The organism is Shewanella sp. HL-SH2 (assembly GCF_051164935.1).
GTDB classification, from domain to species: Bacteria; Pseudomonadota; Gammaproteobacteria; order Enterobacterales; family Shewanellaceae; genus Shewanella; species Shewanella glacialimarina.
Genome location: NZ_CP195035.1, coordinates 2,099,379 through 2,117,997 on the forward strand (window position 1 = coordinate 2,099,379; position 18,619 = coordinate 2,117,997).

5 protein-coding genes are annotated in these 18,619 nt (G+C 45.7%); all 5 read right to left on the bottom strand.

From position 1 onward, the window contains the following. Positions 1-13 precede the first annotated feature (13 nt). The gene (locus ACRWP9_RS09190) at positions 14-5,884 is read right to left on the bottom strand and encodes a beta-ketoacyl synthase N-terminal-like domain-containing protein (protein WP_434928831.1); all 5,871 of its coding nucleotides are present in this window, start codon (positions 5,882-5,884) and stop codon (positions 14-16) included. Beyond that, entirely contained in the window at positions 5,881-8,076 is a 2,196-nt protein-coding gene (locus ACRWP9_RS09195; RefSeq protein WP_434928832.1) for a PfaB family protein, read from the bottom strand. The genes ACRWP9_RS09190 and ACRWP9_RS09195 overlap by 4 nt, the downstream gene beginning before the upstream one ends. Beyond that, a complete protein-coding gene (locus ACRWP9_RS09200; protein ID WP_434928833.1) occupies positions 8,073-15,998 on the bottom strand; it encodes a phosphopantetheine-binding protein in 7,926 nt (2,641 codons plus the stop codon). The genes ACRWP9_RS09195 and ACRWP9_RS09200 overlap by 4 nt, the downstream gene beginning before the upstream one ends. Continuing rightward, the gene (locus tag ACRWP9_RS09205) at positions 15,995-16,867 is read right to left on the bottom strand and encodes a transcriptional regulator (RefSeq protein ID WP_434928834.1); all 873 of its coding nucleotides are present in this window, start codon (positions 16,865-16,867) and stop codon (positions 15,995-15,997) included. Before ACRWP9_RS09205 ends, ACRWP9_RS09200 begins: the two co-directional genes overlap by 4 nt. Before the next feature lie 357 nt (positions 16,868-17,224). Beyond that, positions 17,225-18,418 carry a class I SAM-dependent rRNA methyltransferase gene (locus ACRWP9_RS09210; RefSeq protein WP_434928835.1) on the bottom strand — a complete coding sequence of 398 codons (1,194 nt, stop codon included), beginning with the start codon at positions 18,416-18,418 and terminating at the stop codon, positions 17,225-17,227. Between the last annotated feature and the right edge of the window lie 201 nt (positions 18,419-18,619).

An 18,619-nucleotide genomic window follows, 5' to 3' on the forward strand; every position in this document is an offset into this window, starting at 1 on the left:
ATTCCTTTTTGGCCTAAGCTTCTTCAATACAGATTGCGATGTCTTTGACTTCATAAATGCGCAGACCATCTTTGCTAAGATTTGCATCGCCTATGATGATGCGTTTGCCGTCTTCATCTTTTACTGCGCTGATATGCACATCGAGTGACATTTGTTTGTTTAAGGGGTTAATTTGACCACGATATTTCCATTTAATGTCCGACAGAATTTGGCCAAATTTCGGGTTAGTGAAACCTTTACCTAAGTCTGTGCTGATGGCGTAAGTTTGCATTAACTCAATCACGGCTTCAACACCTAATGAACCCGGCATTACCGGATCTTGATGGAAGTGGAATTGGAAGAACCAATCACTTGGGTCGATAGTGCGTGACGCTGCAAGATAACCTTTACCGTAGTTGCCGCCCGTCTCGACGATTTCCGCTTTGTCGATAAAGTTAAGTTGGCCGCCCGCTAGTCGATAATGCGGCTGACTGGCTGGCGCATTAAATACCCGTGAAGTTTTATCGAGTAAATTGACGCTAATGTCAGCAGCAACATTATTGTCGATATGCCAAGGCTGAGTAATTCTACCGTTATCGATACCAAGCTGGTTTTTAAGCGCATCACCTTTAAAGTAACCAAAAACCGCGCTACCAGTATAAAACGGCTCGTTATCAACGCTGAGTTCAAAGGTAAAGCTTTGAATAATATTGCTGCCAGCAATAACCGTTGATAACAACTTTGAATCGTTGACGATAGTTTTACCGCGTAAATCCACATGGCGCAGTAATTTGCCGCCGCCATCTAGGTTACGGAAAAACAGCTCTTGCCCTGGGAATCCAAGGGTGGTGCCCATATAACCGGAAATAAAGCCGTTTGGTTGTAATGAAATTTCCATTAACACCGAATACGGCATAACTGCTTGATGACTGTTTTTGGCAAAATACCAGGCATCTGCAGGCACTTCGTATTCAGCAATACAAGAAGAAGGTTTTTTCAGCTCACCGCGTTTACCGTTAATTTCAACGACGCGAGTGGTTAGCTGTAAATCACCACAGGGAGTACGTGGTGGAATTAAGCCGCGGTAAATGCTGAAATCTGGGCCGAAACATTTTTCAATGTTACCGGTGGCAAATTCAAACATATGATAAGGCGTAAATGGCACTGTATCAGGTACGCGGTTGGCATACTTAGAATCAGCTGCCACTGTAGGTGCTTCAACATGCTTAAGCGGAATAACCCCTTTATTGGTTGGCGCACTTAAATCCGGCACTTGTGCCATCAATGGCGCTTTATTTACGGGGATATTCGCACTCGTGGCCGCTGAAGATAAAAGCGGGTAAAGAGTACATTCGCTTTCTTCTTTAATCATTACGCCTAAGTTTTGGAAATCGACCACTACTTTGCCATTAAGCAAAATATCAATGTTCGCCTTTGCATATGGGCGAGGGCTTGTGCCAATTTCAGTGACTTCCATGCGATAAGTTAATTCGCCATGTTGCGGTAATACTTGTCCGCGACAACGTACTTTTTGTGAAGCATTTTCAAGTGGTTGGAAACGACCATTACTCACTTGTGTGTGCATGCCGATATGCAACATAAAGAACTGTAATAACTGACCACAGCCTTCGGCCATTAATGATCCAGCCATGACCTGATCGCCTTGGAAGTGGCATGGGAAATACCAGTGATCCGGTGCCAATTGTTTATGGCCTTCGATTAAGCCTAAGCCCCAAGCACCGCCACGGACATCTAACTTGCTCACTTGCTCAATCATTAAGAATTTTTCAGAGGCAAAACATAACGATGGCTGTAATCCATTTTCTAGCTGGTGGCTAACATGGGCGCCGCCAAAACAGCTACCGATATCGCCATTGAGTAAATGATGAATTTGACCATAGTTAAACGCTGTTTGAGCACAATGTAGCAGTGGTTCAAAACGCGGCTTATTAGGATTGTTCATCACGCTAAGACGGTTTTTGATTTCATCTTCAGTGTGAATTACGCCTTTTCCGTCTGCGAGTTCTTTATCAGTAAAGAAGCCTGCACAGCCGCCATCCATTTTCAAAATCATCTTATCGCCAACGAAACATTCGTAAGAGAAGAAGAACAGTAGCGTGTCGCCATTACTAGCAAAGTTATTGATTTTAATATCGTAACGCAGAGTGTCGCCGCCGCGAGGTAAATCGGCTAAGAAGGTCAGGGTGCAATCTAATAAGCGATAAACACGCTCGCCTTTGTTTTCAAAGTCGATGCCTAAATAACTGATCAGCATCAAGTCACATTGACCAGACTCTACCGCAACCGCCCAAGGGATTTGACCATCAACTAAATAAGGGGCATCCACAGGGATGTCATATTCAGTGGTCATTGAACAAGGCTTATATTGGTTGATGGTCGCATCAAGCTTGGTGACGCGTGATACCAATAAATAGTCCGTGGTAGGCAGACGTACGCGACGTTTATAGCCGTCAATAATGGCGTAATCTTGACCAAATACCTTGGCGATATCCCCTTCGGCATATTCCACTAAATCTGCGTAATTCCAAATGCACGGTTTATCCGCTGGAATTGGGGCTGTGTAGGCGGGAACCTTAGCATGATTGGGTGTTAATGCCGTTTGTGGCACAGGTTGGGCTAATACGTTTACCGCTTGAGCTTGCTGTTGTAAAGGTTGAGCAAGTACAGGGTTTGATGGGTAAGTATTTTGCTGGCCATTAACCTGAGCTAATTGCTGCTTTAGTAAGGTATCGGCCACTTTAAGGCCTGCATCACGGCTTTTTAAAAACGCCAAATGTGCTTGTTGCGCTAGCCACTGGTTTTGCTGAAAAGCATTTAAATGGGCTGGTGGCAGACTCTGGGTAAATGCAGAGTTTGCTGAATTTAGTGCTGGAGAAGCCGGTTTTAGATTAGGCATAATAGTGTGTGTCGTCTCTGTTGAGGGCGCATTTTTTGTTGTCGATAGCGTGTTTGTCATAGGAACGACTGTGACGGATGTCGCTGCCTTTGCTTGCGGAGCAATATGGGCACATTTAGCTTTAATGCTGTCAATTGATGCTATTGGTGTATCGATAATGTGTTGGTAAATATCTCGTCCGCCAAGGCTGACTTGCTTAATTAAACTTAATTTGCTGCCAGTCGCGATTGTGTGCGATAGCTGCTGTGCAAGGGGCGAAGTCAAACGATGTGTTAGCGCTTGTTGCTGTGTCTGAGATACCGATAACTCAATGTTTGAACACTGGTTTTCACTTACCGTGACGATTTTAGCACTAGCATGGTGTGCACTTGTATTAGCCGCATTAACGCCATCACTGACATTAAACTGACTCATCTTAATCAAAGCGTGCAGCATACTGGCCATGCCGGATGCCGCAAAGCTGTGTCCCATAATATCTTGCGCTTGGGTTAGCATTGTTGTGCCAGATGCTAATTGGCTAAACAATGCTTGGCCAGTAACATCAAAACGGCTTTCAGGAGATTGATTAAGTTCAATCAAATTAGCCGACTTAGCAAACACGTTAGCACTGATATTATTGGCGCAATAGTGGCTACTAAATTGCAAACTGTCGATACTGGCGTAACTGTTGTCAGTTAAGCTGGTATTGGCCGTTTTTGTCTGCAATACAATTGCACCGGCACCTTCGCCGATAGCCCAAGGGCGCGCATTCATATCACCCTTTTGGATACCTAATGCAGATAAGCAGCCATTTTTAAGTAGCATATTTTCAATGCTGCCCGACAAATCTACTGCAGCGATGATCACTGCGTCTAGTGGCTCTTGAATTGAGCCTAAGGCAAACAGATTTTGTGCCACATCAATACAGCGACTCACAGATTGCTCGCCTGCTGAAATGGTGAAAGCAGGGCCATTAAAGTCCCACAATGATGAAATCCGCGACGCCATAATATTGCCAATAAAACTGGTATATTGATTTAGCTTAGCGGCATCTAAAACACTGTCCATGGCGATAGTTTCAAGGGCTTGATATTCATCATCTGTTAGCACAACACCTTGGGCTTTAAGGCTGTGACTAATTTGGCTGTGCAAATTAACGCGGCCACGGAACTGATGTAATTCAAGCTCTGTTTCCATCGCCACCAATACCGCGACTTTACTGCCCGGTTTTAGTTTGGCGTCAATAATGGCTTCATCGGCCACTTTCATTAATAACAGTTGCTGTGATATTAATCTGTCATCTTCATTTGGCGGCACTTTAAAGCGCAAAAAATCAAAGTCAAACTGTTCAATATAAGCGCCTTGGGGAACAGAGTGCAGGCCGTGTTTTGCTAATAACTCGGGATGATTATTTAACCCTTTCCAGCGTTTAGCAGGTAAGTCTGTCATCAAAGGTTGTTGCTGAGCTATCTTGTCTGCCAGTGCATTAATGTTGCTGGCTTGGCCAAAATGGGCAGCCATACCGGTAATGTTAAGCGGCGTGTTAGCAGCGTTTAACGTGTCTTGTTTGGCAGCAGGTGTATGTGTTAAATCATGATTAATCGCATTGTTATCATAAGATTCAATCAATAAATGCGCGTTACAACCACCAAAGCCAAATACCGACACGCCAGCATGACGCGCTCTATTGCCAGCTTTGTCTGGCCAAGGTAACACTTCATTAGGCAAGGTTTGCTGACCAAACAATTGATTCGGCGAGGCGATAGGGCTGCTGATATTGATACTTGGCGGCAACACACCTTGGCGCATGGCGAAAATCATTTTCATGATCCCCGGCATACCTGCTGCGGTAAGCAAGTGGCCTAGGTTAGATTTAGCCGAGCCAATTAACGGAGTTGCGCTGCCATTAAGCTTATCTTCAAAGAAGCGCTCCATGGAGGTCAGCTCGACCTTGTCACCCAAAGGCGTGCCGGTTGCGTGGCATTCAATCACTTCAATGCTAGCTGGCGCTATGTCTGCTTCACGATAAGCGCGCTCAAATGACAACACCTGACCTTTGCTATTTGGGCTTAGTACAAACTGACCTTTTCCGTCGTTTGATAAGCCAATACCGCTAACGAGGGCATAAATATGGTCGCCATCACGCTGAGCATCGTCAAGCCGTTTGAGTACTAATACACCCGCACCTTCACCGGCAAATAAGCCTTTGCTGTTACTATCAAACGGCGCTGAAATGCCGTGGTCTGGGTAGGCGTGAAAAATCGAGAAACCCATGTTGATAAAGAAAGGATCCGCGCCTGATACTGCACCCGCTAGCATGATATCTGCTTTGCCTGTGTGCAAGTAATCACATGCCAGTTTTAAGGCATAAACAGAACTTGCACAGGCGGCATCTAAGCTTAATTGCGCTGCGCCTAAACCCAGTGCATCGGCAACGAGCTTAGAGGCATTATGAGCGATGGCGCCATTGCGGTAGTTGATTGTTCGCGGCAGACCTAACTGCTGCTCGTTGCCAAAACCTTGCAGCACAAAATTAGGCTGGGCAAGTTTTACCTGTAAGGCTTTTTCAACAGCGCCGTGATAAAGCGGCACAAACAGCTCATTGGACTTAGCCGTAGGAAATGACAGCGTGCCCATCACAATACCGGTGCGTGATAAGCGGCTATCGTTTAACGATATGCCCGCATCATTTAAGGCATTACGCGCAGTGTCTGTGGCCCATAAAAAACTGTCATCTAAACCGTCAAATGCACTGGCTGGCACATGGTAACCATTGGCATTGAAACTGAAGTTTTCAATGTAGCCGCCTTTGTCGCAATAAAAGCGGTCAGACTGACCTTGCACGCCTGTGTAGTCACTTGGGCTGGCATTCAGTTTTTGATCGCTGATTTGACTACGTGAGTCTTTTTTATCTAATAAGTTTTGCCAAAACTTAGCCGGCGTGTCCGCATCAGGATACTGATTAGCAAGGCCGACTATGGCAATTTTTGGGGCATTATGAGAACTCAATGAGGTTCTCCTTCTGAAATAGGGTGAGGTGCCTGAGACGGTAAAATCGGATCAACAAGAACCGCTAGTTTTTCGACTTTTCGTGCTAGCTCTTGTGAGATGGCACAATCAATGCTGTCGATAAAAGGGGTAAATGACATAGGGACTTGATGAGTTAACAATTGGCCTAAGCATTTCAATAAACTGATACTTTCATCCGCACCTTTGGCATTAACGGCAATAGCTTGGGCTGAAAAGCTGTCTTGATTAACCTGTTTGTCAGCAAGCTGGCGGGCTAAAATTTTATCGATTAGTGTGCTTGTTTGTCTGTCCGCGCCAATTTCAACAAATAGCCTGCTGCCGTGCTGACAAGCCTTGGCAATTAACTGGGTAAAATCCAATTGATGACAAAAAGTATCGGCAATTGATTGGGCTATAGTATCCGGGCTTAACACTATTGGCTCAGCTTCTGTTGCTGTGATAAAGCGGATGTCATTGGGTAAGTCCGCCATCAGAGGCTGGTGATAGAACTGCTTTACCTGCTCAATAATTTGCATCGCCGGGGGCGTGTGCATTGCGGTGACTTTATTGGATGCAATGCCGCGTTTGCCCGCTTGTTTGAGCATGGCTTTACAGCTAGCTTCACACCCAGCAACCACACAGGTATCGCCCTGAATAATGGCAATGTATGCCCTAGGGTAATCTGCAAGGTGTGGCGCTAATTCCTCAGGTGTTGCCCGAGTAATAAAGCTGTTCCATACAATGTCTTCGCCTTTGGTGGCGTCTGACACATCAAGCTGCCAATCTTGTCTAACACACAGTAATGGCCCTGAAATATCCTGGGTGAATAATGAACTTGTTTGGGTGGCATCAATTAAACTGTGGGGTTGTTGCCACACATTGAGGCTCGCCCACATTGAGGCTTCGCCCATCGAATAACCCAAGGCCAATTTAGGCTTGATGTTAAATTCTTTTTCTAACAACTTGGTCAGCATATAACTGGCGCCAACACCTGAAATAGCCAGCTCAGATAAACTCATGCTCTGTGCCGTCGTCGTATCTTCTGTCGAATAGATTAGCTGACTTTGCAACATGGCTTGCAAATCACCTTGTTTTTCAAGCTCACTATAAAGCGCAGGAAAAGTATGCCCCAAGTGTTTAAACATATTGGGATACACGGTGCCGACACCGGGATAGACAAAACTTAAGCCATTTTCACCTAAGGGCTGATGAGTAAAAGCACTGCCAGCAGGCGTTTTATAATTAATTGGTGAGTGAATATCAGTACTGTCAGTTTGGCTTACTGCGTTAAGCATGGCATTGACTTCAACACAAAGTGCCTCATAACTGCTTGCCATCACCACAGCGCTTAAGCTGTTTATTGCTGACTTAGCTTGATAACCAATAAGCTGCTGTTTAATCAGTTCCAATAAAGCAATATCATTACTTGAGTCACTGGCTAAACGACTCAGCAATAGTGCTAATGACGCTAACTGGGCTTGTAAATCATCAATCGATATTGCGCCAATAGGCAGCCATAATCGTGAAGTATTGAGTAAAGGCTTGGCCGTAATCAGCCCTGTGCCCTGGGTTAAAATGACAGCTTGATGAGAGTTAGCGCACATAGAGCTAGTAAAAGCAGCCACTCGGCTTTGATGAAACTCGCAAAACCAATAACCTTGTTCGCTAGCACTTGAAGAGACTAAGCAGCTAGCAACTGGAAGCTGCCTTGTCGCCATAGAAGTGACTAAGCAATGAAGTTGATTAAGCTTATGTCTGGCCGATCCTGCTTTAACGGTTTGCACCACGGGCTGAACGTGATCCCGTTTAGCATGCGCTAAAGCTTGATTAATGGCTTCAAGGCTATTTTCAGCAATGCCGACACCGTTAATTAAAGCATGTGGATGAATACCATTCTTTGCCGCCATCAGCGCAGGCATTAACCATAACTTGTCTGCTAAATTAATGATCACATTTGCCGGTTGGACACTGGTTAGACGCTCTGCTGTATCAGCAAGGGCTTGTTCAAACCCAAGCTGATTAGTTTCATCAAGGCTAACAAACTGGATCTCAGTTTGAGCCATAATCTTAGGTGCGTTAAGCAACACCGCTATGCGAAGTGGCATAGTGTGGCGTTGCTTCACGGCTTGGGCTAGTTCCGCGCTAGTTAATGCGCGGCCAGTTAATGAGTTATCTGTTAAGTCAGTACTCAAATTGCACCCTCTATAAGCTTATTACGCGGTGCGATAAAGGCATCGTTCAAGCTTTTGCTAATAGTGGTTTTAGCCGCTGACATAGTGCAACTTAAGCGACCATCTTCATGGTAAAGCGCAATATCGGCAGTGAGTGAGCGGCCGCTGCTTTTCAGTACCGTTAGCACTAAATAACCTGTATCACCCGATGCAAAAGGCACATAAGTAGTCAGTTCACCAATGGTAGACGGCAAGCTGGCGGCATCATGCTTAATACGCGCCCACACAAGCATGGCCTGTAATAACAAATCCTCAGCAAATGCCTGACTGCCACCAAGGGTTAACTTAGGTGCAAAACCGGCACAATCATTGTCGTTAATCTGCGGTAGTTCAACTTTGCACACCAACTGCTGATCGTCAGCAATTAACACTTGCTTAATCCCTTGTAGGCGAGGGCCGTGGAATAAGCTGCCGTTTGAATAAAGCTCGCTGTCAGTGCTAATCACTTTACCTTCATTTGCCAACTGTTTTACAGTGGTGATGATTGCAGGTAAGGCGTTAGATGCATTAACAATTTTCTCGTTAACCAAGTTTTGGTTAACAACTTTTTCATTAACAATCAGGCTCGCTTGATATTGCGGCCTTAACACACTGTCTACAGAGTCGCTTTGCAGACGGCTAGCAATAATTGCATTTAAGCCGGCCTCAGTTTGCGTCAATGTCAGGGTTAATACCTGCGGCGTATTGGTGTCAAAAATAATGCCTTTGAGTAACTTATAATCTTGAACGCAAACCGCCTGGCCACATAATAGCTGCGCAGTTTCACGCATCCATTGAATGGCACATACGGTCGGCAGTACTGGATTACCCGCAATGCAATGATCTTCAATGAAGGGCATTAAAAGCGGGTTAAGTACACGTTCAACAATATAAGTGTTGTTCATGCCATTAAAAGACAGTGTCAGCGAACCCTTGGCGTGATGCAAAGAGTCCGCATTAAGCTTTTTTACAGCAGCACTCGCTTGGGCTGAAGTGTCAGAACCTTGCATACTCGATCCAATCAGCATCTGCACGCCCGTTTCAGACAGCAGGCTGTGGGCAAACAAGTTTGCGCCCTTATCTAATGGAATAACGTACACGCCGCGCTCAACAAACATCTTCTTCAATGCTGAACTGACCATACCGCCGTCCCAAGGGCCCCAGTTAAAGCTCATCACTTTGGCTTGTGGGTAGTTAGCCGCAAGTTGCAGTGCTGTTTTGTTGAGGATCTCATTAGACATTGAATAGTCACTTTGGCCTGTATTGCCGTAAAAACCCGCCGCAGATGAGAACATCGCCACTAGCTTAAGTTTGCTGGCATCTATGGCGTTAATAATGCCGGCAAAACCCGATACTTTAGTGCCATAAACACGGCCTAATTCCGCTAAGGTTTTGTCTTGAATATGTTTATCGGCTAACACACCAGCTCCATGGATGATGCCTGTAATGGTGTTAAGCCCTTTAATCGTTTGCTTAATTGCCGCATCTGAGCTGACATCCATGCTGATATATTCAGCGCTGGCGCCCACGTCTTTAAATGCACTAAGCGCGCGGTCTATTTCTAAGCTGCTGGTAATAGGCCAAACTAAGGCATCAATTTGCTTAGGTGTTGGCTTGTCACCTTGGGATTGAATAAACCCAATCGCTGCCGCTTTAAGCTCATTAACTTTTTTGCCTTGCGCCCAGGTTGGTAAATTAGCCGCTAAATGCTCGCTACGTCCCGCTAAAACAAAGTGTGATTTAGTTTGTTTGGCTAAGGTGAGGGCACATTCAAATGTGACTCCTTTTGCGCCACCCGTAACTAGTACAGTATCATTTTGGTTTAACGTGGTGGTTTGGTAGCGCGTTGTTGCACAAGCCGTTGCACTAAGCGTGTGACGACCTTGCTTGCTGATGCCGATTTCAGTGATTGACGTGTCAATATCAAACAGCTCTGCAACAATTGCCTTGGCTAGTTCTGCCGCTTCAAAGCTTGGTGCAATATCTAAGGCGCGGCAGAACACGTTTGGCCATTCATGGCTGAGTGTTTTGCTTAATCCTGACAGTGCCGCCTGGTTTAGCTCAGTTGTCGCTAGGGCTTGGGTATCTAAATAACCAAAACCACCATCAATCCGACTTACCGTCATAAAGCTAACACGCTCAGTTTTTGATAGGGTTTCAAAACCTTTTTGTAAATGCTTCGCCATTAAGAAGGCTTGCTCAACAGCTTTGAAACCAGCGTCGCTTAGTGGTAATGCATTGTTTATCTGTTCAAACTGAGGTTGTAGATGCACAAAACCTGCAATTTTATGTTTAGCGCTAATTTGCTTAATCACGGCAGCAATCGCATCATCACTGACTTCAGTTAACTCAAAGCTAGCAACAGCACTACTTAGTGGCGACTGTTTATTGGTAATGGCTTTAGGGCTATGGATCACTGCGACGGTTAGGCCTGTTGATGCTAATTTTTCTGCTAATACGCCGGCATTGTGGCCGTCATCATTGATAACGATGCATGCGTCTTTCGAAAAACAGCCAACTAACTTATCCGCCGCTGGTAGCTTTTTTAGCGCGACTTCCTGATGAGGAGGTAAGTCTGTAGCAAGTTCAGCGGTAGCTTGGTGAATAACAGTTTGTGCAGCAGGGCTAGTTGTTGATGCGCCACCAGCAGTTAGCTTAGAGTTCATGTAGGCGACGATTTCGCCTAAGGTACGACACTCGGCTAAATCTTCTGGGTTCAGTTCTGGTAAGCCTGGAAGCTCATCTTGTACTGTGCCTAAAATCTCAACACGCTTGATAGAATCGATACCTAAATCGGCCTCCATATCCATGCTTAATTCAAGCATTTCTGTTGGGTAACCGGTTTTGTCGGCAACCACTGACATCATGGTGCTTTGAACTTTTTCTGCGCTCAAGGCTGTTTCAGCGCTTAAACCTGATGCAGGAGCTGTTTGTGCTGGCAGTGGAGAGTTCATGGCGCCTGCGGCTGGCAGCTTGCTGCCCATATAAGCAACGATTTCACCAAGGGTACGACACTCGGCTAAATCTTCTGGGTTCAGTTCTGGTAAGCCTGGAAGCTCATCTTGTACTGTGCCTAAAATTTCCACACGCTTGATAGAATCAATACCTAAGTCAGCTTCCATATCCATGCCAAGTTCTAGCATTTCAGTTGGGTAACCTGTTTTGTCGGCAACCACAGCCATCATGGTGCTTTGAACCTTTTGCGCGCTCAAGGCTGTTTCAGCGCTCATGGCTGTTGCTGGAACTGCTTGTGCTGGCAGTGGAGAGTTCATGGCGCCTGCGGCTGGCAGCTTGCTACCCATATAAGCAACGATTTCGCCTAATGTACGACACTCGGCTAAATCTTCTGGGTTCAGTTCTGGTAAGCCTGGAAGCTCATCTTGAACCGTACCTAGAATTTCAACACGCTTGATAGAGTCGATACCTAAATCGGCTTCCATATCCATGCTTAACTCAAGCATTTCAGTTGGGTAACCGGTTTTGTCGGCAACCACAGCCATCATGGTGCTTTGAACCTGTTGCGCGCTTAAACCTGATGCAGGAGCTGCTTGTGCAGACACAGTATGTTGTACTGAAGCGGCGCCTTGTGCAGGGAGCTTAGAGTTCATGTAGTCAACAATCTCGCCTAAGGTACGACACTCGGCTAAATCTTCAGGGCTTAATTCTGGTAAGCCTGGTAATTCGTCTTGAACCGTACCAAGAATTTCAACACGCTTGATAGAATCGATACCTAAATCGGCTTCCATATCCATGCCAAGTTCAAGCATTTCAGTAGGGTAACCCGTTTTATCTGCCACCACAGCCATCATGGTGCTTTGAACTTTTGCTGCACTTAATCCGTTGCTCTCTGATGAAGTCGGTGCCGATGCTACCGATGCTGCAACTGGACTTGAACCTGCTGCTGGCAGCTTAGAGCCCTCAGCTGGTAGACGAGAGTTCATGTAGTCAACGATTTCACCAAGGGTACGACACTCGGCTAAATCTTCTGGGCTTAATTCTGGTAAGCCAGGTAATTCGTCTTGAACCGTACCTAAAATCTCAACACGCTTGATTGAGTCGATACCTAAATCGGCTTCCATGTCCATGCCAAGCTCTAGCATTTCAGTTGGGTAACCGGTTTTGTCGGCCACCACTTCTAGCATGGTTTGCAGTACTTTCTGCGCGCTCAGGGCTGTTTGCGCGCTTAAGCCTGAACTTTCTACCACTGGAGTAACTGGCGCCGCTGCAGAAACTGGAGTTGGTACAGGTGCTTTAACTGGCGTCACTTGAGGCGCTGGAGCTGACATAGCAACGGCCGCTTGTGGAGCCGGAGCTGCGCGATTTTGCACAGCAGCTTGAGCGACAGGTGTTTGAGGCGCAGCAGTTTGAGTCGCAATATGTTGAACTGGCTGTTGAACGCGAGCTTGAGTGGCAACCGGCGCAGCTTGAACTTGAACTTGAGCCGGAGCAAATGCAACAGGCGCTTGACCGCTTAACATGGCTAATGCGTTTTGGCTTGAAAGCGCTTGTTGCTCAAGGAACAAGGTATGGCTTTGCAGCGTTTGCGCTTGATGCTGGTGGAAGAATGCCATTGATTGCTGCAGGCTATCAGGAATTGCAACGCCCGAAGCTGCCATTTGCGTTTGCGCAGCCATTAAGGTGGCAAACGTATCACCGTATTGCTGTGGAATGGCTAAAAACTGTTGATGTAACTCAGCAGTTTGTTGCTGGGCGGCAAAAAATGCCCCAATGCTGTCATGGCTGACTGGTGCTGTGTTTACAGGAGCGGCGTTGGCTGGATCACTTGTTTGAGCACTCGCACTGTTACTCGCATTAGCATTAGCATTAGCACTGCCAGCTTGTGGCACTTCAATATATTCTGTTTTGATCACTTCTTTTTCCACAATTTTTTCAACAACAGTTTCAACAATCTTCTCAACAGGCACTTCAACTTTCACTTCTTTAAGGGCAACTTGACCTGTTTCCAGTGACTTTTGCATTTTGGCTTTGGTCGCAGGGCTGATGAAGTTGGTTGCAGTTAGTTTGACATTCATCGGCGATGACTTAGCTAATTCAGCAATCGGTGCTTGATACGGGTCAACCTCTGTAAGGCTTAACCCTAATACCGCAAGCTGAGTTGCAGCATGGCGTAATTGAATATCACTATTACCTTTAGGATTTGGATTTAAGCTGACTACACTGACAGCATCGCTTTGGTTGCCTAAGGTGCCTTCAACTAATTTTTGTAGAATATTTTTCGGGCCAAACTCAACAAAGATGCGGGCACCGGCATCGTACATAGACTGTAATTGATCGCTAAAACGCACCGATTGCAGCATGTGCTCGCTAAAGGCGGCTTGAATGGCTTTAGGATCTTTAGAGTGCAATTTACCTGTGCCATTGGCATATAAACTCATGCCTGGCTTAGCAAATTTAACCTTGCTGATGGCTTTAGCAAACGGTACTTGGGCATGGGCCACAAGCGGCGTGTGGAATGCACCTGATACTGGTAAAGCAATGGCTTTAAAGCCTAAGGTTTGAATCGCTTTTGCCGCATCGCTGGTGGTTGCTGTTGGGCCTGCAATCACTAACTGAGTCGGTGAATTGTAATTAGCCACTTTCACGCCATCAAAATCTTTGATGCAGTGTTCTAATTTATCAATATTGGCCGTATCCGCTGTGGCGGGCAAAATAACCGCGTACATGGCGCCAGCATCTTGATCTTTAGGTGTTGCCGCCATCGCTTGGCCACGGGCAAAAGCTAATTGGTAGTAATCCTCAGAAGAGATAACCCCAGCAGCGCATAATGCCGACAATTCACCAAAACTGTGTCCTGCGACCATATCGGCTTTAAAACCAGCATGGGATAACAGTTGATACTGACCCATGCTCACAGCACCAATAGCACTTTGCGCATTCGCAGTATTGGTTAATGACGCTTGTTGGGCTGCAATATCATCAGCTTCAAAGGCTGGAATAGGGAATAGAATTTGTGACAATGGTGTTTGCTTGTTTTTAGCAAATACCTTATCGGCCAACATTAATTGTTGACGCATTTCAGGGTAGTGACAGGCTAAATCCACGCCCATATTGACGTATTGTGAACCTTGACCAGCAAATAGCGCGGCAACTTTAACCTTGCTGTCTTTAGCCACTAACGCGCTAGTACGATAGCTAGTACCAGACGGTAATTGCCAGGCATCATTGGTGTTCGCGCTAAGCTGTGCAATCGCTTGGGTCAGTTGGGTCACAAGTTCAGTTAATGAACTTACCACCATACCAATACGTGCAGCTTGGCTATCAAGTGTGGTGACCGCAAAACGTTTAGCTAACTTGGCTAATTCAATTTCACTGCTGTTAGGTGAAGCAATATCAATTGCTTTTACGGTATTTAATAACTGGGTTAATTCAGTTTGCAGTGCCGCTTTATTGCTTGCGCTAATCAGTAAGCTTTGTGCTACTGCGCGATGACGGTACTTGGCATCACGGGCATGGTCTTGCTTGTATTCTTCTAACACCACGTGGAAGTTAGTGCCACCAAAACCGAATGAGCTTACGCCGGCGCGGCGCGGGGTATTATCAGTGCGTGGCATCCATGGACGCGTTTCGGTGTTCAAATAAAACGGTGAATCCCCAATGCCAAGCTTTGGATTAGGTTTGCTGACGTTAATGGTTGGCGGTAACACCTTGTGATGCAGTGCAAGGGCCGCCTTAATCACGCCGGCAGTTCCTGCGGTCGATTTAGTGTGACCGACTTGAGATTTAACCGAGCCTAGAGCTATGTGCTGCTTAGTGTCGTTGCCTTCAGAAAATACCGACTTTAAGCCATTAAACTCGGCCACATCACCGGCTGCAGTGCCTGTACCATGGGCTTCAATTAAGCCAATAGTGTGTGGCTCAAATCCTGCGTCATCATAGGCGCGTTTTAATGCTTTTGCTTGGCCTTCAGGGCGCGGAGCATAAATACTTTTGAACTTACCATCTGATGAAGCGCCAACACCTTTAATGACAGCATAAATACGGTCGCCATCACGCTCAGCATCTTCAAGACGCTTCAATGCCACCATGCCAATACCTTCACCAATCATCATGCCTTTTGAATCGATATCAAAAGGTTGAATGGTTTCGTTAGTGGTAAAAGCAGGGGTTTTAGAGAAGCTCATGTACATAGACGGTGAGTTATCGGTACATACTCCGCCGGTGATCATCATGTCACTGCGATTTTCTGTTAATTCAGTTAACGCCATACGCAGCGCAGCTAATGAGCCAGCACATGCGGCATCAACCACACAGTTCATGCCGCCAAAATCAAAACGGTTAGCAATACGGCCGGCGATCACGTTACCCAAAGATCCCGGGAACGAGTTTTCTTCCCAGTGAACATACTGATCTTGAAACTTTTTGATCAGCATTTCAGTGTCTTCATCACTTAATCCGCTGCTTTTAAATACTTTTTTAAGAACAGGATATTGCAAACGGCCACTTAAACTGTGGTTAAGCTTTTGACCACCACCCACACCGAGCGTAATACCAATGCGGTCGGTGTCGTAATCAGCACCTACGCCTGCATCGGCTAATACTTCTTTTGCCACAATAAGTGACAATAATTGTGATGAGTCTGTTAGCTCAAGGATATTAGGCGGCAGGCCGAATTCCATTGGGTTAAAGTCAACTTCTGGTAAAAAACCACCGCGCTTACAGTAGCTTTTATCCGGCGCAGATTTATTAGCATCGTAATAGTCTTCGATACGCCAATGAGTGTCAGGCACTTCGGTAATGGCATCGATTTTTTCGCTGATTAAATCCCAAAACTTGTTTAAATAACGCGAATTGGCAAAAATACTCGCCATGCCGACAATGGCAACAGGCATATCTTTTAAACGTTTGTTAAGACGTTTGTCGGTGTTTTTGTTGGATTGGCTCATTGTGAGTCTCCGTTTGATGGCTGGGAGTGAGCCATCTGATGTAGGGATTCAGTTGCGCTAGGTTGGCCATTATTAGGCTTGGCAGCTGATAGACTTGCTCCAGGAAATCGAGCAAGAAAACTGTGATAGTTGCGGACCAGCAACTTTCGTAAATGAAACGGGCCGTGCTTTAAGACATGGGTGATATAGCGATTACTCGCTTGAGTATGGCTGTCTTGATAAATATCTAAGTAAACCCAGTCTGACTTGAAATCGACTCCTAGCAGCACTGAATAGGCTTGCTGCTTTGTTAGTTGGGGTGGAATACTTAAGGACACGACTTGTACTACGTTGTCAGGATCAGGACTGGGTAGGGACAAAGTATCGGCTAAGGTTTGTGGATTAACGGTATAGGTTTGAATGTCAGCACCCTGAGTAACAGGAAGCTGGTTAAAAAATTTTTCGGGCACAAAAGGGCTGTCGAACTCATCTAACTTAGATACCCCAAAGCGTTTTAAGCAGCGGGCAAGGCCCGAGCGTGACACATTGGGGTTAATAAATTCTTGGGTGACTTTTAGCAACCTGTCTAATGGCATTTTCAATTGATAACGCAGGCCCAGCATGACGTATTCTTCCATGGGGGACAGGGTCGTATTGAGTTTGTGTGGCGTGTTAGGAGTGTTATCAACAGAGTCACGCTTACGCCATTTACGCACAGTGGCTTCACTAATATTCAGAATTTTAGATAATTGGCTTACGCTGAGATCAGATTCTTGAATGAACTGACGCATCTCTGGTGTTGTGGTTGCATTGCGGTGATTAACCGTTTTTTTGCTGGCAGTCCCGTCGGCCTGACTCACTTCTGTAGGCGTACTTATCTTTTTTGTCATCGAGACAGCATATCCGAATAATCTGTTGGGACTGGCGTGTCGTTCGTGCGCTGACTGTGCCTAAATCCAATTATATATAATAAGAAGACGCAGATTACCTGAGGTTTCACTCCGATACAATCACCCGAGACTAAAAACGTGTGTTGGTTAACGAAAAGCTATATTTACAAAATGAGTATCAGGAAGTATTGATTTTATTTAACAGGGATTGAGTAGTTAGGACTCATTAGAATGGGTCAACCTGAGTAAGTGGATTAATCAGCATGATTAGTAGTGAGTGCCCAGAGCAGATAACCAATAAAAAAGGGAGCAATTGATGCTCCCTTCAGGTGAGTTGTTACTCATTAACGTGATTATTTACCACACTCTGGCAACTAAACCCTTAAGGTAATAACCTTCAGGAAAAGCACTGCTTATTGGGTGGTCGCTAGCTTGGTGCATACGTTCAACAAATTGCACTTCACGTTTGGCATCAAGTGCCGCATCAGCAACCACTTTTTGGAATAAGTCAGACTGCATCAAACCTGAACAAGAGAACGTCAGTAACATGCCACCAGGGTTTAACAGCTGCATCGCAATCATATTAATGTCTTTATAACCGCGACATGCACCATCGAGTTGCGATTTATTATCGGCAAACTTAGGTGGGTCAAGTACGATGACATCAAAGGTTTTACCTTCATCGCGGTACTGGCGCAGTAACTTAAACACATCAGCTTCATTATAAATGACATGGTCATCATTTAGCGCATTGATGGCCATATTGTCGCGGGCAGTTTGCAGTGCCAGCGATGATACATCAACGTTTTCAATACTCGCCGCACCCGCTTTAGCGGCGTATAAGCCGAAAGTGCCCGTATAGCAAAAACAGTTAAGCACTGACTTGCCTTTAACAAAGCGCGCAGCCATGGCGCGGTTGTCTCGCTGATCCAGATAAAATCCTGTTTTGTGGCCTTTTACGACATCGACAGCAATTTTAATCCCGTTTTCTTCAATGATAACCGGCATAGGTGGCAGTTCACCGTGCAGTAATCCAGTGACTGGCAATAGGCCTTCTTTTTTTCTTGAGTCGACATCAGAGCGTTCATAAATGGCACAATCTGGATATTGAATCGCTAACTGCTCGACGATAGTGTCGCGCCATTTTTCAGCACCTGTGCTGAGTAATTGGCAGACAAGCACATTGGCATAACGATCAATAGTAATACCAGGCAAACCGTCAGATTCTGCAGCAATTAAACGATAACCGGTTAAACCTTGTTCGCGTATCAGTTCATCACGTCCAGCTTGGGCTCTTTTAATGCGTCTAGCAAAAAAATCGCTATCAATGGTTTCTTCTTTATCAAAGGTCCATATGCGCACTTGAATTTGTGATTCAGGAGACCAGGCTCCGCGTGCTAGCCAACGACCATCATGGCCGACCACATCAACCGTATCTCCCGCCTGTGGCTTGCCGCCATTAACGTTGTGAATACCGTTAGAAAATATCCAAGGATGGCGTCGTTCTAATGAACGTTCGCGGCCGGGTTTAAGTTTAATTCTGATAGCCATGGTGTTGCCTAATTTAAAATGTAAAAGAGAAAGTGGTGCACAGTGCGATTATCGAGGCAGAATACCGTTCAAGGCCATTGATAATTAAGTGCTAGCGAATAGCCAGTTAAGTCGCAAAGTCGTGGCGGGGATCATAGCGTATTTGGGCGTTAAAAACCTGACAATTAATCGATTATAAGTACGCTTTTATGGTTTGCTGCT

What these genes read in the sequence shown, in the direction of transcription:
- ACRWP9_RS09205 (WP_434928834.1), bottom strand. Translation starts at nt 16,867, where the DNA reads ATGACAAAAAAGATAAGTACGCCTACAGAAGTGAGTCAGGCCGACGGG.
- ACRWP9_RS09200 (WP_434928833.1), bottom strand. Translation starts at nt 15,998, where the DNA reads ATGAGCCAATCCAACAAAAACACCGACAAACGTCTTAACAAACGTTTA.
- ACRWP9_RS09210 (WP_434928835.1), bottom strand. Translation starts at nt 18,418, where the DNA reads ATGGCTATCAGAATTAAACTTAAACCCGGCCGCGAACGTTCATTAGAA.